General features: G+C 52.4%; 13 protein-coding genes. 6 read left to right on the forward strand and 7 right to left on the reverse strand.

Annotated elements, in window-relative coordinates; genetic code table 11:
• Positions 1-141: 141 nt before the first annotated feature.
• The 3 genes from NG346_RS03320 to NG346_RS03330 are packed head-to-tail and all read left to right on the forward strand — an operon-like array spanning position 142 to position 4,325.
• On the forward strand, positions 142-2,490 hold the full coding sequence (locus NG346_RS03320) for a glycoside hydrolase family 95 protein (RefSeq protein ID WP_262288314.1): 2,349 nt from the start codon (positions 142-144) through the stop codon (positions 2,488-2,490).
• Complete coding sequence (locus NG346_RS03325; protein ID WP_262288315.1) at positions 2,487-3,440, forward strand: alpha-L-rhamnosidase N-terminal domain-containing protein; 954 nt, start codon at positions 2,487-2,489, stop codon at positions 3,438-3,440. The genes NG346_RS03320 and NG346_RS03325 overlap by 4 nt, the downstream gene beginning before the upstream one ends.
• A 9-nt stretch (positions 3,441-3,449) precedes the next feature.
• A complete protein-coding gene (locus NG346_RS03330; RefSeq protein WP_317620779.1) occupies positions 3,450-4,325 on the forward strand; it encodes an AraC family transcriptional regulator in 876 nt (291 codons plus the stop codon).
• A gap of 187 nt (positions 4,326-4,512) precedes the next feature.
• Here the strand turns inward: NG346_RS03330 and NG346_RS03335 are convergent, their stop codons facing one another.
• Positions 4,513-5,340: a DUF3800 domain-containing protein gene (locus NG346_RS03335; protein WP_262280227.1), complete on the reverse strand. Its 828-nt coding sequence runs from the start codon at positions 5,338-5,340 to the stop codon at positions 4,513-4,515.
• 266 nt (positions 5,341-5,606) lie between these two features.
• Here NG346_RS03335 and gpmI point away from each other — a divergent pair, with 266 nt between their 5' ends.
• The 3 genes from gpmI to NG346_RS03350 are packed head-to-tail and all read left to right on the forward strand — an operon-like array spanning position 5,607 to position 8,517.
• On the forward strand, positions 5,607-7,130 hold the full coding sequence (gpmI, locus tag NG346_RS03340) for a 2,3-bisphosphoglycerate-independent phosphoglycerate mutase (protein WP_154533721.1): 1,524 nt from the start codon (positions 5,607-5,609) through the stop codon (positions 7,128-7,130).
• A 57-nt stretch (positions 7,131-7,187) separates the two neighbouring features.
• On the forward strand, positions 7,188-7,853 hold the full coding sequence (gene ung, locus NG346_RS03345) for a uracil-DNA glycosylase (RefSeq protein ID WP_262280226.1): 666 nt from the start codon (positions 7,188-7,190) through the stop codon (positions 7,851-7,853).
• Between the two features lie 31 nt (positions 7,854-7,884).
• Positions 7,885-8,517 (forward strand): DUF3109 family protein, encoded by a 633-nt coding sequence (locus NG346_RS03350; protein ID WP_262288316.1) that lies wholly within the window; start codon positions 7,885-7,887, stop codon positions 8,515-8,517.
• Here NG346_RS03350 and NG346_RS03355 read toward each other — a convergent pair.
• From NG346_RS03355 to sufC, 6 genes are all read right to left on the reverse strand, one after another.
• On the reverse strand, positions 8,503-9,771 hold the full coding sequence (locus NG346_RS03355; RefSeq protein WP_262288317.1) for an SGNH/GDSL hydrolase family protein: 1,269 nt from the start codon (positions 9,769-9,771) through the stop codon (positions 8,503-8,505). The genes NG346_RS03350 and NG346_RS03355 overlap by 15 nt on opposite strands.
• 726 nt (positions 9,772-10,497) lie before the next feature.
• Positions 10,498-12,639, reverse strand: a complete 2,142-nt coding sequence (locus NG346_RS03360) for a M6 family metalloprotease domain-containing protein (RefSeq protein ID WP_262288318.1) — start codon at positions 12,637-12,639, stop codon at positions 10,498-10,500.
• An 89-nt stretch (positions 12,640-12,728) separates the two neighbouring features.
• Positions 12,729-13,403 carry a ribonuclease HII gene (locus NG346_RS03365; RefSeq protein ID WP_262288319.1) on the reverse strand — a complete coding sequence of 225 codons (675 nt, stop codon included), beginning with the start codon at positions 13,401-13,403 and terminating at the stop codon, positions 12,729-12,731.
• Between the two features lie 82 nt (positions 13,404-13,485).
• A complete protein-coding gene (locus tag NG346_RS03370; RefSeq protein ID WP_262288320.1) occupies positions 13,486-14,745 on the reverse strand; it encodes an aminotransferase class V-fold PLP-dependent enzyme in 1,260 nt (419 codons plus the stop codon).
• Between the two features lie 185 nt (positions 14,746-14,930).
• Complete coding sequence (gene sufD, locus NG346_RS03375; RefSeq protein WP_262288321.1) at positions 14,931-16,277, reverse strand: Fe-S cluster assembly protein SufD; 1,347 nt, start codon at positions 16,275-16,277, stop codon at positions 14,931-14,933.
• Between the two features lie 12 nt (positions 16,278-16,289).
• On the reverse strand, positions 16,290-17,054 hold the full coding sequence (gene sufC, locus NG346_RS03380; protein ID WP_154533731.1) for a Fe-S cluster assembly ATPase SufC: 765 nt from the start codon (positions 17,052-17,054) through the stop codon (positions 16,290-16,292).
• Between the last annotated feature and the right edge of the window lie 4 nt (positions 17,055-17,058).

Consider the following 17,058-nt stretch of genomic DNA (forward strand, 5'->3'; position numbering starts at 1 on the left):
GGCTCGCACCAGCGTCTTTGCGCAAAGACAAATCACACATCTATCTATAAGTTGGGCGGCCGTTACTGACCGCCCTTCTTTTTTCGACAGCAACCGGCAGATGCTCCGCCGGTGCCAATTCCCTCTCAAACCCTATCATCTATGCACCGACTCATCACCACCCTTGCCCTGGCCGCCCTGACGACTGCCGCTCACGCGCAGCAACCGCCCATGCGCCTGTGGTACGACCAACCAGCCCGCCTCTTCGAGCAGTCGCTGCCCATCGGCAACGGCAAGCTCGGAGCACTCGTCTACGGAGCGCCCGACTGCGACATCATCCACCTCAACGACATCACCTTCTGGACCGGAAAACCCGTAGACCTCAGCGTCGACAGTACGGCTCACCAGTGGATTCCGGCAATCCGCGAGGCACTCTTCAACGAGGACTACCCCCTCGCCGACTCGCTCCAGCACCATGTCCAGGGTCACAACTCTCAATTCTACGAGCCGTTGGGCACCCTGCGCATCTATGATCTCAACGAGGGGCCGACGACGGACTACCGCCGCGAGCTCGACCTCGACAGCGCGCTGTGCCGCGACCGCTACACGCGTGGCGGCGTCACCTACCGTCGAGAATACTTCGCCTCGCATCCCGACAAGGTCATTGCTGTGCGCATCAAAAGTTCCACACCAAAAGCCATCAACGTCAGACTCGCCCTCGGCTCGCTCGTTCCCCACGGCACAAAGGCCGCCAACAAGCAGTTGACGATGACGGGCAACGCCGTCGGCGACCCAAACGAGAGCATACATTTCTGCACCATCGTGCGAGCCGCCTCGCCCGACGGCACCATTGAGCACGACGACAGCACACTCTTTGTCCGGCAGGCCAGCGAGCTGACGCTATATCTTGTCAACGAGACGAGCTTCAACGGCTACGACCGCCATCCCGTCAAGCAGGGCGCACCCTATCTCGCCAACGCCATGGACGACGCCTGGCATCTGGTCAACTACACCTACGACAGCCTGCGCACTCGCCATCTCGCTGACTATCAGCCGATCTATCAACGGTTGAGACTCAGCCTCAACGGCGCGCAGCCCAACACCGCCGAGCCCACCGACAGCATGATACGGACCTACGGACAAAGCAGTGCACGGGACAAATACCTCGAGACGCTCTATTTCCAGTACGGCCGCTACATGCTCATCGCCTGCTCACGCACGCCCGGAGCTCCCGCTGAACTGCAAGGACTGTGGAACGACAAGCTCTGGGCACCCTGGAGGGGCAACTACACGATCAACATCAATCTGGAGGAGAACTACTGGCCCTGCGACGTCGCCGCCATGCCGGAGATGTTTGAACCGCTGGCCACCTTCTGTGAGAACCTCGCCAAGACCGGTCACCGCAACGCATGGAACTACTACGGCATACGCGAGGGATGGAGCTGCGGACACAACAGCGACATCTGGGCGATGACCAATCCCGTAGGCGAAAAAAACGAGAGTCCCACGTGGAGCAACTGGAACATGGGCGGCGCCTGGCTCATGCAGAACGTCTACGACCACTATCTCTACACCCTGGACGAGCACTATCTCCGCCAGACGGCCTATCCACTCATGCGCGGCGCAAGCCGTTTCATGCTTCACTGGCTCATCCCCAACCCGGAGAATCCCCAAGAGCTCATCACCGCGCCGAGCACATCGCCCGAAGCTTTCTACATCAACGCAAAAGGATATAAGGGCGCAACCATGTATGGCGGTACGGCCGACCTGGCTATCATACGCGAACTGTTCACCAACACCTTGCAGGCTGCCCGCACGCTTGGCACCGACAAAAGCCTGCGCGACTCGCTACAAAATGCCCTCGACCGGCTCCATCCCTACGTCGTCGGACAGCGCGGCGACCTCAACGAGTGGTATTACGACTGGGACGACGAGGACTTCCATCACCGTCATCAGAGCCATCTCATCGGTCTCTATCCCGGACATCAGATCACGGTCAGCGGCACACCCCGACTTGCCGAGGCCGCCGCGGCGACACTGCGACAAAAAGGAGAACAGACCACGGGATGGAGCACAGGATGGCGCATCAACCTCTGGGCACGTCTTCACAACGGCACAATGGCCTATCACATCTATCAGAAACTTCTCGCTTATGTCGATCCCGAGCACACGCGGTCGCAGCACGGAGGCACATTTCCCAACCTCTTCGACGCCCACCCGCCCTTCCAGATCGACGGCAACTTCGGCGGCGTGGCCGGTGTCTGCGAGATGCTCATGCAAAGCCACGACGACACGATAGAACTCTTGCCGGCTCTGCCACGGCAGTGGGCCGACGGATCCATCAACGGACTGAAGGCGCGCGGCGGTTATACAGTCTCGATGGCATGGAAGAATGGACGCATCACACGATGCGAACTCTCCGGCGTGCGCACCGGTAAGGTGACGCTCGTCTACAACGGTATGAAAAAGACGATCAAAGTGAAAAAGAACAAGAAAACGATTATAGAATGAGAGGCTGGCTGTTGACATTCGTTTTGTGGACAACGGTGCTGTGGGTCAATGCCCGGCAATTCAACACCCACTGGGTGGCTGCTCCCGACACCGACAGCCTGGCCCACGTATGGTTTCGCACCACGCTGCTCTCCAGCGCACGTCACCGCGAGGCCCATCTCACCATCGCAACGACAGGTCTCGTCAAGGTGTATGTCAACGAAGCCAAGGTTGGCACCGCGCTCTTCTACCCGTCACGACCACAGGGCGACACGACGGCCATTGCGCTGACGTTCGACGTGACGCCCTATCTGCGTCCTGACAGCAACGTGGTGGCTGTGCTCTACAGTCCTGTTTTCCCTCACGCCACGCGGCGGCAGGTGTCGGCAGTCTTCTACGGCATCGACAGCAAGGGGCAACGCTTCGCCTACTTCAGCGACAATTCGTGGATTTGTCGTCATGCGGCCTCAGGACTCACAGCCGACGGACACGAGTGGGTCGACGGACGACAAGCCGACACGCCTTGGACGGCAAGCGATTTCGACGCGGCACTGTGGCGACATGCCGTGGAGACGACAGACGACGAAAACGTCACCGCACCCTTTGCGCAACAGCAAACCGCACCCTGCAAGGCCTACACTACCTGCCTCCCTGCCGAGAAAATCGTCAGAAGCCGGGGATATAACTATTTCGACGCCAACGGCAACGAGGTGACCTACGACTATGACCGTGGCTTCCGTGGCTTCGTCCGCCTCAACCTCCGCGAGGCACGATGGGGCGAGCAGATCGAGACCGCCGGACTGCACTATACCTGCAACGGACAGATGGACGAACAGGCCAGCCCAGTCTTTGCCATCGGATACCAGCGACGAGTCACGGTGACGGGCGACCGATATTTCCGACGCGACCAGATCACGGAAGCACAGGCCGTGGATGTCGCACCGATATTCATTGACAACACTTTCCAATAAGATATGAACATGAGTCTCAACAGTATTTCCATCAACGACGTCAAACTCATCCAAGGAGGCAGCTACATCGACGACGACCTGGTTCTCACAGAAAACATGAACAACCTGCCCGTCTTTCAGGAGCCCCGCCGCATGGATTTCATCCTGCTGGCGCTCTGCACACAAGGAGAGGGTGAGTACAGCGTTGACACCATCCACCATAAGGTGAGGGCCGGCGACATCATCATCATCAGCAACGGTGCCATTCTTGACTACTACAAGTTCAGTCCGGATCACAAAGAGGTGGTCATCATCATCTCCAGCCAATACTTCCACGAAGTCCTTGCCGGCGTGCACGACCTCTCGACAATGTATATCTTCTCACGTATGCATCCTGTTTATCATCTCGACCCACAGAAGCAGCAGAACATCGTCGACTTCTTCTCGTTTATCAAGACAAAAGTCGGCGACACCAATCACCACTTCCGCCGAGAGACGGTGCAGAGCCTCCTCAAGGCTCTCATCTACGACGCAGGCAACACCATCTGGCAGTCGCAGCAACTCATGCAGACCCGTCGGGCACGCGCTGAGGACATCTTCGTGAAGTTCATCCAACTCGTCGAACAGAACTTCCGACAGGAGCGACGCGTGGGATGGTACGCCTTGCAGCTGAGCATCACACCGAAATATCTCTCCGAGATCATCAAGCAGGTCAGCCACCAGACACCCAATGAGTGGATCGATACCTACGTGACGCTCGAGCTCCGCAACCTGCTGAAAAACACGTCAAAGTCGATCAAGGAGATCACAGAGGACCTCCGCTTCGCCAACCAAAGCTTCCTTGGAAAATACTTCAAGGAGCATGTCGGCATGTCGCCATCGGAATACAGGAAAAGCAGCAACTGAGGGAAAACAATAGAAAATGGATATAAGACGTAAAGCAAATCGTTTACGACATTTTCAGCCCTCAAAAAAAGCTAAAAGATTTGGAGTTTACGAGAATAAAACGTATCTTTGCAAGTGAAGACAGGTCCTTATCGCATTGAAAGGCTACGTTGACGTAGCTGACTCGGTAGATGCATAGGGGCCGTTTTCATTTCTTTGCCTTTGTATAATCCCTTTCATGGTTTGCTGGAATGAAACTCCAGTGACGGTAAGCATCACTCCATCTGTCAGAAAGTTCTGTTACGCCAGTGCTTATTCCGACATTAAAGCCGGGATGCAACTCACGAATTTTTTGGTTGATATGCTTGTAAAGTTGTTCCTTCAACTTTGTACGTGTGCCTCGCTTTCCTGAAACAGGATCTTTGATTTTATGTTTGTCGTTAAGTCGAAAGCACATGGCACCAAGGATCAGATCCATAAACTGCAAGGGAAGATGCTTCTTCGAGTCCACCTCACAAATGTCCTCCTCGCTTATATGCAAATGGGCTTTCTTGAAACCATCATCGTAGTTCAGCCTATAAATATAGTTTTTAAACTTTTTCGAGTCCTCGCCTTTTAGAGGCATGTCGTCAAGTAGCAGCTTAACGTTCGTGTCCTTTCCGTCGGGGTTAGAATATCGTAGTCCGAAAGCATGTTTGATGAATTGATAGTACAGAAGCGAGTATTCGTGCTTTTTCTGATCTTTCGTCAGATCAACAGGAACATACTGGTTATTACGAAAAAATATTCTAATTTTCAACTTACCTGCCCTCAGTAAGCCAAAGACAAAATCGACGATATGCTTGTATTTATCGAATGTATAAGCGTTTACTTTTTGCCATTTTATTTCTTCGTCCTTCAGCCCAACCTTTTCTACTTCCTCTTTACTTTGACGTAATACATCTTCTACGTTGGCAGAGTCAATCAGAATGCCACCGTAGAAGTTAGAATAATACTTACCCTCCTTATCACTTTCGTCGAGCCAAATATAATACATATTGCAAAGATACCCATATAATGTCGAAAAAACAAACTTTAGTCTGTTTTGTACCATAATTAATTATAACCAATGGCAATTAAACGTTTACGGATGAAGATCATAACTAACATACCTACGAAACTCCCATCATATTATAAGATTGCCATCTATACACAACACAAACGCTGCTTTTCTTTTTCTGCCTTTAGATTTTGTCATTCGCTGAAAAGGTAGTAACTTTGCAGTGATACAGAATATCAACAACATAACATACATTTAACACTATGGCAAAGAAAGCTTTATTGATGATTCTCGATGGATGGGGAATCGGACAGCATGGCAAAGGTGACGTGATCTACAACACACCGACACCTTATCTCGATTATCTCAACGCTACATGCGCTCACTCTCAGCTCATGGCCTGCGGCGAGGACGTCGGTCTGCCAAAAGGACAGATGGGCAACTCCGAGGTAGGACACTTGAACATCGGTGCAGGACGTATCGTCTATCAGGACCTGGTGAAGATCAACAAGGCCTGCGAGACAGGTGACATCCTGAAGAACAAGGAGATCGTCAACGCTTATAGCTACGCTCAGAAGACCGGCAAGAAGCTCCACCTGATGGGGCTGACTTCTACCGGTGGCGTGCACTCCAGCCTCAACCACCTCTTCAAACTCATCGAGATCGGAAAAGAATATAACCTCAAAGATGTCTATGTACACTGCTTCATGGACGGTCGTGACACTGACCCGAAGAGTGGCAAGGGATTCATCGCCGACATCGAGAAGGTATGCAACGACAACGGCGCTCACATCGCCAGCATCGTAGGCCGCTTCTACGCTATGGACCGCGACAAGCGCTGGAACCGCGTCAAGGAGGCTTACGACCTGCTCGTCGAGGGCAAGGGTAAGCAGGCTACTGACTTGGTCAAGGCCATGCAGGAGAGCTATGACGAAGGCGTGACCGACGAGTTCATCAAGCCGATCAACAACTCCGCCGTCGACGGCACGATTCAGGAAGGCGACGTGATCATCTTCATCAACTTCCGCAACGACCGTGCACGCGAGCTCACTCAGGTGCTCACTCAGGAGGATATGCCGGCAGAGGGCATGCACACTATCAAGGATCTGCAGTACTACTGCATGACTCCGTACGATGCCAACTTCAAGGGCGTACACATTCTCTTCCCAAAAGAGAACGTTCAGGACACCCTCGGCGAATATCTCTCTAAGAAGGGTCTGCGTCAGCTCCACACAGCAGAGACTGAGAAGTACGCTCACGTGACGTTCTTCTTCAACGGCGGCCGCGAGGCTCCTTACGAGGGTGAGGACCGTATCCTCGTACACTCGCCTAAAGTGGCTACCTACGACCTGCAGCCGGAAATGAGCGCATACGAGGTGAAGGACAAACTCGTCGGCGCCATCAACACACAGCAGTACGACTTCATCGTGGTCAACTTCGCCAATGGCGATATGGTCGGCCACACGGGTGTCTACAATGCCATCGCCAAGGCTGTTTGGGCTGTTGACCACTGCGTACACGACGTCATCGAGGCTGCCAAGGCCAATGACTACGAGGCTATCATCATTGCTGACCACGGCAATGCTGACAACGCCATCAACCCCGACGGCACGCCTAACACAGCACACTCGCTCAACCCCGTTCCGTTTATCTATGTGACGAACAACAACAGCGCCACAGTAAAGGACGGACGTCTGGCCGACGTGGCTCCTTCCATCCTGCATATCATGGGTCTGGAGCAGCCTGCTGACATGACCGGCGAGAACCTCATCAGCGACAATAAATAATCAACATACTTAATAGCCCCATCTCCGGCTCTTGACCGGAGGTGGGGCTTTTTTATTATGAACGTACAGATAGAACCTTCCTGGAAACAATACTTGGGCGCGGAGTTTGACAAGCCGTACTTTGCCAGTCTCACCCAGCAGGTGAAAGAAGAATACAAGACGCAGCAGTGTTTTCCGCCGGGCCATCTGATCTTCAACGCTTTCAATCTCTGTCCCTTCGACAAGGTGAAGGTGGTGATCATCGGGCAGGATCCTTATCACGAGCAGGGACAGGCCATGGGGCTGAGTTTCTCGGTGCCTGAGGGCATTGTCATGCCGCCTTCGCTTGTCAACATCTTCAAGGAGATACAAGCCGACCTCGGCAAGCCGATGCCGACAAATGGCGATCTCACCCGTTGGGCACGTCAGGGTGTGCTGCTCCTCAACGCCACGCTCACCGTCAGGGCACATCTGGCCAACAGCCATCAGCGTCTGGGATGGTCGTTCTTTACCGACGCGGCCATCAAAGCGCTCAGCGATCACCGACAGGGCATCGTGTACATGCTTTGGGGCGGATATGCGCGCAGCAAGCGCTATCTCATCAATGAGCAGCAGAACCTCGTGCTGGAGTCGGCTCACCCCTCACCGCTCTCCGCCAACCGAGGCGGATGGTTCGGCCTGCACCAGTTCTCACGCTGCAACGAATATCTCACGGCTCACGGCCAACAAGCCATCGATTGGTAGAAAGAACAAGCTATAGAGGGTCTGATTAATTATGGAACTGCATATCGTAGAAGTGGGAAACGTGCTCGTTTCCCCGGATATTTTCACTGAGAAGTTTTGTTGTGACCTACACGCCTGCAAAGGACAGTGCTGTGTGGAGGGCGACGCCGGCGCACCGGTAACCCTCGATGAGGTCGGGGAGATGGAAGACGCACTCGACGTGGTATGGGGCGACCTCAGTGCTTCGGCACAGAGCGTCATCGACAAACAAGGCGTAGCCTACACCGACAACGACGGCGACCTGGTGACAAGCATCGTAGGCGGCAAGGACTGCGTGTTTACCTGCTATCGCGATCTCGACTTAGGCGACGGCAAGTCCGCCGTGCCCCATTGCTGTCTCTGCGCCTTTGACTGTGCTTATCGTGCGGGAAAGACGAAATGGCGCAAGCCCATCTCATGCGAGCTCTACCCTATCCGAGAGAAAAGTTTCAGCAACGGGCTCGTAGGCATCAACTACCATCGTTGGGATGTTTGCAAAGCCGCTGTGCGCAAAGGACAAGAGGAGAACATCCGGGTCTATGAGTTTCTCAAGGAGCCGCTCATCCGCCGATTCGGTAAGGAATGGTACGATGAGCTGTGTCTCGTGGCCAAGGAGTTGCTTGCCGCAGCTTCACTCAAGCGATAACACCCTCTCTGCCGCATACTTTCCCATCATCTTATATCCTTCGGCATTGGGATGGAGATGATCGGGAAGATACAAGCCCGGACGCAGGGCGTGCTCGTCAGCAGGGTCACGCATGAGCTTGTCGAAGTCGAGAACGCCGTCGGCCTCATGTTGCAAGCGTATCCAGTTATTGACCAACTTACGGCCGAGCTCATGGCTGACAGAATAATAATGAGCACCTTTCATCGGCGTGATCGTACCCAGCCATACCTTCAACCCTGCCTTATGACATTTTTCTATCATCTGTTTATATGCCTCCACCAGCTCATGAGCAGTGACAATGCCGTCCTTACTGTTGCCTAAGTCGTTGATGCCCTCAAAGAGGATGACATCCGTCACGCCACGCTGCTCCAGAATATCACGATCGAAACGCTGACGAGCAGGCTGTCCGAAGCCCACCGTGAGCACACGGTTGTTGCCAATGCCGAGGTTCAGCACACCGTACTGCATGCGTTTCTTCCCTTCTTTCACCGCTTTCGCTCCTGCCACCTCGTTGAGTTGATAGCTCATCTCGTCGGGCCACCGGTTTTGATGATCGGTCGTGGAGCCCTTTCCGTCGGTGATGCTGTTGCCGAGGATGGCAATGGTACGCACGTCGCGCGTGTAGACGTCAAGGGCTGCAATGTTGAACCATTTCTCATAGCGGAAGGCATGGGAGAAGTCGGTCGACGGTCTGCTCTCTCCTTTTAATATATAAGAGGTGGTGCGCGAGCCCATGTGTACGGTCGGCACCTTAGGCGCTGTCTGATAGTTGACGGTGATGGCAACGAGCTGCAAGGGCTTCAACGCAAAGCGTACGGCATCGGAAAACAAACTCTTGCCGGCCGGGACCGTCACACCACGGTGACCACTGAAAGAGAGATACACGGCCTTGGCTGAGTCGACGCGATGACCGCCGAGAGCCGGAGCGATATATACAGAGCGCAGCACGACGGGAGTAGTGGAAAAGATGTTGGACAGCTGCAAGCGAACAACGTCTCCACCTGCCGACACCTTCACGATTTGTCGCACCGAACGGTTGCTCATCTGATTGTTATAGGGCATGAAAGCCTTCACTGGCGTCTGCATGGCGGTCGCCCATGTGCCGGTCCAGTGAGGCGTGAGTTCTTTGACCACTCTCACTGCCTGATGGTTGACACGTTCACTGTCCTCAGCAGCAGCGCTCAAGCCAAAGCCGAGAAACAAAAGAAAAAGGAATAAAGTCTTGCGTATCATGTTCTTGCCTCTTACCAATACTTATTGAACTAAACATTACATCGTTTTCGTACTACAAAGTTACAACTATTCTCGCACATAGCAAAAAGAAAAAACGGGAACCGACTCGCACGAGCCAGTTCCCGGAAAAAATAGAGAGAATTAAAATCAGACCCTCACGGGCTGATAAATTCTTATGTTATTGTTTTCTTTATGCACATGATACTTCATACCATACCCACAGCGAATGCGACCTCATCTGTAGAATTACTACAGCCACACCCACAATAGGGGCACCGCCTCAACAGAGGCTACGATACCACTAAACATTGCTTGAATTTATGCCTCCTTGGAAGAAGAAGCATCCTAAATACATCATTAGTCCTTTTCCCATAAATTCTCTCTTCTGATTAGATATACGATATGTTTACAATATACTCTCTCGCAAGATGCAAAAACTCAAAAGCGACAACAAGTCGTCCTCATAAGTTTGTTCGCATACAAAACGATTTTTGCAATAGTCCTTCACTGACATACTACAATTCCTCAATTTCATTTGCAAAATTAATAGATGATGATGAAAGGAAGAAAGAATCATGTTAAAAACATGGTTCTATTAACACTTATTAGTTAAACAAACGGCAGTTATGTATAAAAACAAAGCTTTTATAGGCCCCACACTTACACTTCATCATGATAAAGTCTACAAAAGCTTCCACTTCTTAACCCACAGTCAGACTCGCAGATTTATTTTCCCAATATCACCTTATGATGGTTGATAATGTAAATGCCTTTTGGTAAAGCAGAAGGATCAGTACCCATGTTCTGACCGGAAAGACTGTAGATACTTGGCTGAACCTTGTCGGATACCGGAAGGTCATGGATGCCTGTCGCCACCGGCTTTGTGATATACACGTCATCAAGGAAGAATCGACCGGTAGCAATAAATGTCAGAGAGCAAGAGCCCTTGCCCACAATATGATAAGCGTAGGTTTGCCACTGCCCTTTCTGCATGGTAGTCATGATCGTTGCGCCCTTGGCTTCAGTAAACTGAGCATCGGACTGACTCAAGAATAATTGCAAGTCAGTACCTTCACTCTTCGTATTCCAACCTGCCAAACGAAAGGTCAGCGTCACAGTATCGCCAGGAAGCGTAAAATAAGGAGTGCATACTAAGAAGCCACCATCACCACGGCTACTACTACTGCCGAAGCGTGCACAATGATCACCACCATAGGCACTACACAGAGGATTCCAGCCTTTCAAATCCGACAGAAAGCTACCATTGGCTATAGAGCCATTGAAACGTCCGTCATTGCCACCAGTACTTTTGCAATTGGAGAAGGTTTCCTTGAGTAAATACTCTCCTTCTTCTTGATTGGTGGCAAGAGAAAGATCAGGCGAATAAGCAAAGGAAGCTAACCCATCACCGTCGACATCAATATTTGTCACACTGCAATGCAGCACCCTACTGCCGTCGTAATTATCATGAAAGAGCTGTGTCGCCGGCGAGGAGTTATCAGAGAAGCTGTTGCGGGAGCCGTAGGGATAAGCGTCATGAGCTGTAGTTGATCGGGAACCAATTCCGTCTGCAGGGACTAAGGCGAGACGAAGGTGATCGTTATAATAGCCGTTATACAGTCCTATCGTATTGACAGCATTGGCTTTCCACGCGTCTTTGTCATAGTCGACATGGGTGATGAGCACGCCACTGCCAGGCAGCAGCTTGTCAAAGCCAACGGGCTGGCGGTTTTCTAAAAGGAAGTATTCGTTTGCATATTGCGGATGCCGGATCAGATAAGCTTGTCCTCCATCGGCGAGCGGTTTCATATCCTTGACCTCCACGGAATTGTTTCCCAACTCTACAGGGGAGAGCCAGCCGCACGTCATCTTCTCATAGGCTGTATATCCGGCCGGAAGATACCCGTCACCATTGTAGTTGCCATAGTCCATCAGATCCCAGGCGTCCATGGCAAAACTGCCTTTGTTCTGAACATCGTAGATATCGGGGAAGCCCATGCAATGGGAGAACTCATGACAGAAAGTACCGATACCTGCTATCTCTCCATCATATTTCAGCTCACTGGAACAAGCATAAGTGTTGATCTTCGTACCGTTGATCTTCAATGATTCTCCTTCGAGCGTGTTCATCAGAGGCCATATCAGACTGTCGTTGGAGGTGTCATAGTCATTCTGCCCATATCCGGCATAGAGGATAAAGACTTCCTCGGCTTCGCCGTCGCCGTCCCAGTCATAACGAGAGAAGTCGATGCTGTCCTGCACGCCTTTGCATGCCTCTTTCACCATCTCGCTGATGTTCTTCTCACCGTCATTTCCATAATAATCATAAGGCTGAGACATCATCACCGGCCCCGCCACGTCGAAGTCCAAGATGAACTTGCCTCCACTCTGTGCCTTGAAATAATCGCGGACAGAACCTTGGAAGCCATTGTCGTGATAGTCAGGAGCATTGGTGATCTTGCGATAGAGAGCAACAGGATCAGCCATGCTGAACTGCTTATTAGGAAACTCTACCAAAATCACAAGCCCACGCTTGTTTCCTGAAAATATAGAAGACGCAGCCTCAGCGCGACGGGCTGCCGGTGCAAAACGACGGGAGACAGAAGCATATCGCTTTGCCGCATTCGACACAATACTGTCGCTTGAAACCTCCTGATAACGTCCTGTCGCTTTGTTCAAGACATAACAAGTGCCATCGGCGGCGCGCGCATAACGGATACGCTCATCGCCCAAGAGTTCCACTTTCACGGATTTTCCGTCTGTTGTAACCACTTGTATCCAATGACCACGACGGGCTGGAGCCGCCATCAGCAGCACAAAATGACAACAAGCCAGCAAAAGGAAAAGGAAGCGTAAAGGATGTTTCATATTGTTGAGGTTGAGGTTTAGGGTTACACAACATTCTCAAGCAGCATAGACTGTAACTTGCTGATGAGATTAGAATAAGAAGAGGTTGTTTACTCTATATTCTCGAATAGCGTTGGCTGTAAGTCGCCAAGGAGATTAAACGTCTTGCGATGGTAGGGTGAGACGCCATGGTCGCGAATGGCCATCCGGTGCTGCCGTGTTGGATAGCCTTTGTTCTTCTTCCAGCCATAGACAGGATATTTCCGGTCGAGCTCATCCATATAGTCATCGCGAAAGGTCTTGGCAAGAATGCTGGCCGCAGCAATGGCTTCGTACTTCCCGTCGCCCTTGACGATACACTGATAAGGCAAGGGCTGGCGACCATCGCGCTTGGGAAAGACACGCTTTTGTCGCGGTTGACACGCCTCGTCGGCAATAGGAACATAGGGATCGAAACGGTTGCCGTCGATGATGAGCTTATCTGGTCTGACCTTTAACTGGTCGAGGGCGCGGTGCATAGCCAAAAAGCTGGCATGAAGGATGTTGATCTCATCGATTTCCTCCGGTGTGACAATACCGACAGCCCACGCCACAGCATCATGCTCAATGACCTTGCGGAGCTCATAGCGTTTCTTGGCCGTAAGCTGTTTAGAGTCATTGAGTAGCGGATTGTCGTAGTCACGCGGCAGGATGACGGCGGCAGCATAGACACTACCCGCCAGGCATCCGCGGCCGGCCTCGTCACAGCCGGCCTCTATGCAATCAGTATAATAATGTGGTAACAATGGGAATGTAGATGGATGAGTGATAAATAATGATGAGCGATGAATGTTGAGTATTGAATGACGAATGACCCATGACAAATGCTCAGAACATCTTGCGCACGCGGTCAATGCCGGCAACAAGCGTGTCGATCTCCTCCTTGGTATTGTACAACGCAAAGGAAGCGCGCACCGTTCCCAACACGCCCAGACGGTCCATCAACGGCTGTGCACAGTGATGACCCGTACGGACAGCGATGCCCAGACGGTCAAGGAGTGTACCCAAGTCCATGTGGTGAATATTGCCTACATTGAAGCTGACCACTGCATCGTGGGCATGAGCGTCGAGCGACAAAGGTTGAGACGCCGCTGTCTCTGCCTGGGCAATAGGTCCATAGATGTGCATCTCCGGTATCTCCTGAAGCCGCTGAATGGCGTAGCGGGTGAGTTCCTGCTCATGAGCCGCAATGTTGTCCATCCCTAACTTCGTCACGTAGTCAAGTGCCATGGCGAGTCCATGCGAGGCAATATAGTCGGGCGTACCGGCCTCAAACTTCAAAGGCGGACGCTCGAAGGTGGTATGCTCAAAGCTCACGTGCTCAATCATCTCACCACCCCCCTGATACGGCGGCAACTTCTCCAGCCAAGCCTCTTTGCCATAGAGCACGCCAATGCCTGTGGGACCATAGACCTTGTGTCCGCTGAAGACAAAGAAATCGCAGTCGATGTCCTGTACATCCACCTTGAAGTGGGGCGCACTCTGAGCACCGTCGACCATCACGGGCACACCATGCTCGTGGGCGATGCGCACGATGTCCTTGACAGGATTGACCGTACCGAGGACGTTGCTCACATGACAAACAGATACGATGCGCGTCTTCTCAGTGAAAAGGCTTCTATAAGCCTCCATGTCGAGGATGCCGTCATCGCTCATCGGTATGACCTTGAGCACAATGCCCTTCTTGCGTGCTTGCAATTGCCAGGGCACGATATTGGAGTGGTGCTCCATTGTGGAGACGATGACTTCATCGCCTTCCTGCATACACTCGTCGGCGAAAGTGCTGGCCACGAGGTTCAGTCCCTCGGTGGTGCCACGGGTAAAGACGATCTCTGTGGTGGACTTGGCATTGAGAAATCGTCGTACCGTTTCACGTGCCTGCTCGTGCAACTCGGTAGCCTGCTGGCTCATCCAGTGCACACCCCGGTGCACATTGGCGTTGACATTGAGGTATTCTTCGCGCATGGCATCTAAGACACAGAGTGGTTTCTGTGTCGTAGCCGCATTGTCGAAGTAGACCAACGGCTTGTCGTAGACTTTACGCGACAATATCGGGAAATCTTCCCGTACTTGATTGATATCGTACATCTTTATCTTTTCTTATAGAAAACTTGTCTTACTCTGACCGACACCTTATATAATATATATCGACATCACACATTGTTCTTATCGGCATCTATATCATACTGATCGCCATCAGAGCTATTCTTGATGATAACAAGACATCCCTGACCCTTCTTTTTCAGATGGATCAGGGAATGCCTTGTCAGTCTTTATTTCTTAATCCTGCAATTCTCACAGTTGCCAAGCTCACCGCGGAAGCGCTTCTCCACGAGGTGATGGAGCCGGTCGCGCAAGGGTTCGAGCTTGATCTGGTCAATGACCTCACCAACGAAAGCGAACTCCAGTAGCAACTTAGCCTCATGCTCGTCGATACCGCGCTGCTGCATATAGAAAAGCGCAGCGTCGTTGAGTTGTCCCACCGTAGAGCCATGAGCACACTTCACGTCGTCGGCATAGATCTCCAGCATCGGCTGAGTGTACATCCGCGCCGTCTTTGTCATCACAAGATTCTGATTTGTTTCCTGCGACGTTGTCTTCTGACTGCCATGCCGAACGAGCACTCTACCGGCAAAGGCACCGACGGCCTGCCCGTCGAGCACATATTTATAGAGTTCATGCGAATCGCAGTGTCCCACCTGATGATCGATGAGCGTGTTGTTGTCGACATGCTCACTGTGGTCAGCAATGACGCAACCGTTGCACCAGCACTCAGCGCCCTCGCCCTTGAAGACCAGGTCGAGTTTGTTGCGTGTCACGCCATTTCGTAGTGTGATGACATTATGATTAAAGCGGCTGTTGGCCTGCTGCTCGACATAGACGTTGGACACACGTGTATTCTTCTCGTGTGTCTGCTCCAGACAATAGAGGTCGAGACCGGCATTGTCGCCAACATAAGCCTCGATGACCTGCGTGCCAAGGAAGTGACGGTCGTCGGCGGAGTCGTCGCAGAAGAGGAACTTAGCCTCACTGCCTTCGTCCATGACAATGAGTACACGGCGGTTGACCATCAGATCCACGTCAGAGCGCAGGATGTTCACCACCTGAATGGCACGGTCCACTTTGACGTTTTTCGGCACATAGACAAAGAGACCGTCCTGCGCCAGCATGGTGTTCAGCGCGGTCACCGCGTCCTCTTCAGTCTTGGCGATCTTACCATAGTACTTTGCCACCAAGTCGGGATGGTTGTGCGCCGCGTCGCAAAGACTCTCCACGACGACGCCCTCGGGTAATTGCGCCTTCGGCAGTGCCTTCTTATAGAACTGGTCGTTGACGACAAAATAGAGAGAAGTACTGAGGTTGGGCACATCACAATGGAAGACATCGTAAGGGTTGACCGGGATGTCAATGCGGTTGATGTTCAGTCCATAGTCGGGTGCGAAGAGTTCCTGCATGTCGGTGTACTTATATCGCTCGACCTTGCGTGAGGGAAAGCCCTGCCGCTTGAAGTCCTCAAAAGCCTTGTCGCGCAGCGCGTTGAGCACAGGCGCGCTGTGCCCGGCAATCATCTGCCGCGTCTGGCTGTAGAGGTCGATATACTGTTGTTCTGCTTGAGTCATACGCCAACCTCCTTATTTACCATATTTAGCGTCAGCCTCTTCCTTGATCCAATCGTAGCCGCGCTTCTCTATCTCCTTGGCGAGCTCCGGGCCTTCGGTCTTGACGATACGACCATTGTACAGCACGTGCACAATGTTGGGCTTGATCATGTCGAGCAACCGCTCGTAGTGCGTGATGACGATAATGGACTTCTTCGGGGTGAAGAGCTTGTTCACACCATCAGCTACAATACGCATGGCGTCGACATCCAATCCAGAGTCAGTCTCGTCGAGGATACTCAACTGTGGGTCGAGCATTGCCATCTGGAAGATCTCGTTGCGTTTCTTCTCACCACCCGAGAAGCCCTCGTTGACGGAGCGGCGTGAGAGTTTGGCGTCGAGCTCCACGATCTCACGCTTCTCGCGCATAAGCTTCATGAAGTCGGCAGCCGTCAGCGGCTCCAAGCCCTGATACTTCCGTTTGGCGTTGACGGCGGCCTTCATGAAGTTGACCATCGACACGCCGGGGATCTCCACAGGGTACTGGAAACTGAGGAAGAGTCCCTCGCGGGCACGGTCTTCGGGCTTCATCTCCAACAGATTCTTACCATTGAAGATGGCCTCGCCCTCGGTGACGGTGTAAAGCGGATTGCCGGTAAGCACAGCAGACAGCGTAGACTTACCCGAACCGTTAGGTCCCATGATAGCGTGAATCTCGCCGTCGGCGACGGTGAGGTTGATACCTTTTAATATCTCTTTGCCTGCAATAGAGGCATGTAAGTTCTTTACTTCTAACATTGTT

The organism is Hallella absiana, from assembly GCF_025457485.1.
GTDB lineage: Bacteria > Bacteroidota > Bacteroidia > Bacteroidales > Bacteroidaceae > Prevotella > Prevotella absiana.

Excerpts from the sequence above, each read along its gene's own strand:
- NG346_RS03320 (WP_262288314.1), top strand. The coding sequence starts at position 142 with ATGCACCGACTCATCACCACCCTTGCCCTGGCCGCCCTGACGACTGCC.
- NG346_RS03325 (WP_262288315.1), top strand. The coding sequence starts at position 2,487 with ATGAGAGGCTGGCTGTTGACATTCGTTTTGTGGACAACGGTGCTGTGG.
- NG346_RS03330 (WP_317620779.1), top strand. The coding sequence starts at position 3,450 with ATGAGTCTCAACAGTATTTCCATCAACGACGTCAAACTCATCCAAGGA.
- NG346_RS03335 (WP_262280227.1), bottom strand. The coding sequence starts at position 5,340 with ATGTATTATATTTGGCTCGACGAAAGTGATAAGGAGGGTAAGTATTAT.
- gpmI (WP_154533721.1), top strand. The coding sequence starts at position 5,607 with ATGGCAAAGAAAGCTTTATTGATGATTCTCGATGGATGGGGAATCGGA.
- ung (WP_262280226.1), top strand. The coding sequence starts at position 7,188 with ATGAACGTACAGATAGAACCTTCCTGGAAACAATACTTGGGCGCGGAG.
- NG346_RS03350 (WP_262288316.1), top strand. The coding sequence starts at position 7,885 with ATGGAACTGCATATCGTAGAAGTGGGAAACGTGCTCGTTTCCCCGGAT.
- NG346_RS03355 (WP_262288317.1), bottom strand. The coding sequence starts at position 9,771 with ATGATACGCAAGACTTTATTCCTTTTTCTTTTGTTTCTCGGCTTTGGC.
- NG346_RS03360 (WP_262288318.1), bottom strand. The coding sequence starts at position 12,639 with ATGAAACATCCTTTACGCTTCCTTTTCCTTTTGCTGGCTTGTTGTCAT.
- NG346_RS03370 (WP_262288320.1), bottom strand. The coding sequence starts at position 14,745 with ATGTACGATATCAATCAAGTACGGGAAGATTTCCCGATATTGTCGCGT.
- sufD (WP_262288321.1), bottom strand. The coding sequence starts at position 16,277 with ATGACTCAAGCAGAACAACAGTATATCGACCTCTACAGCCAGACGCGG.
- sufC (WP_154533731.1), bottom strand. The coding sequence starts at position 17,054 with ATGTTAGAAGTAAAGAACTTACATGCCTCTATTGCAGGCAAAGAGATA.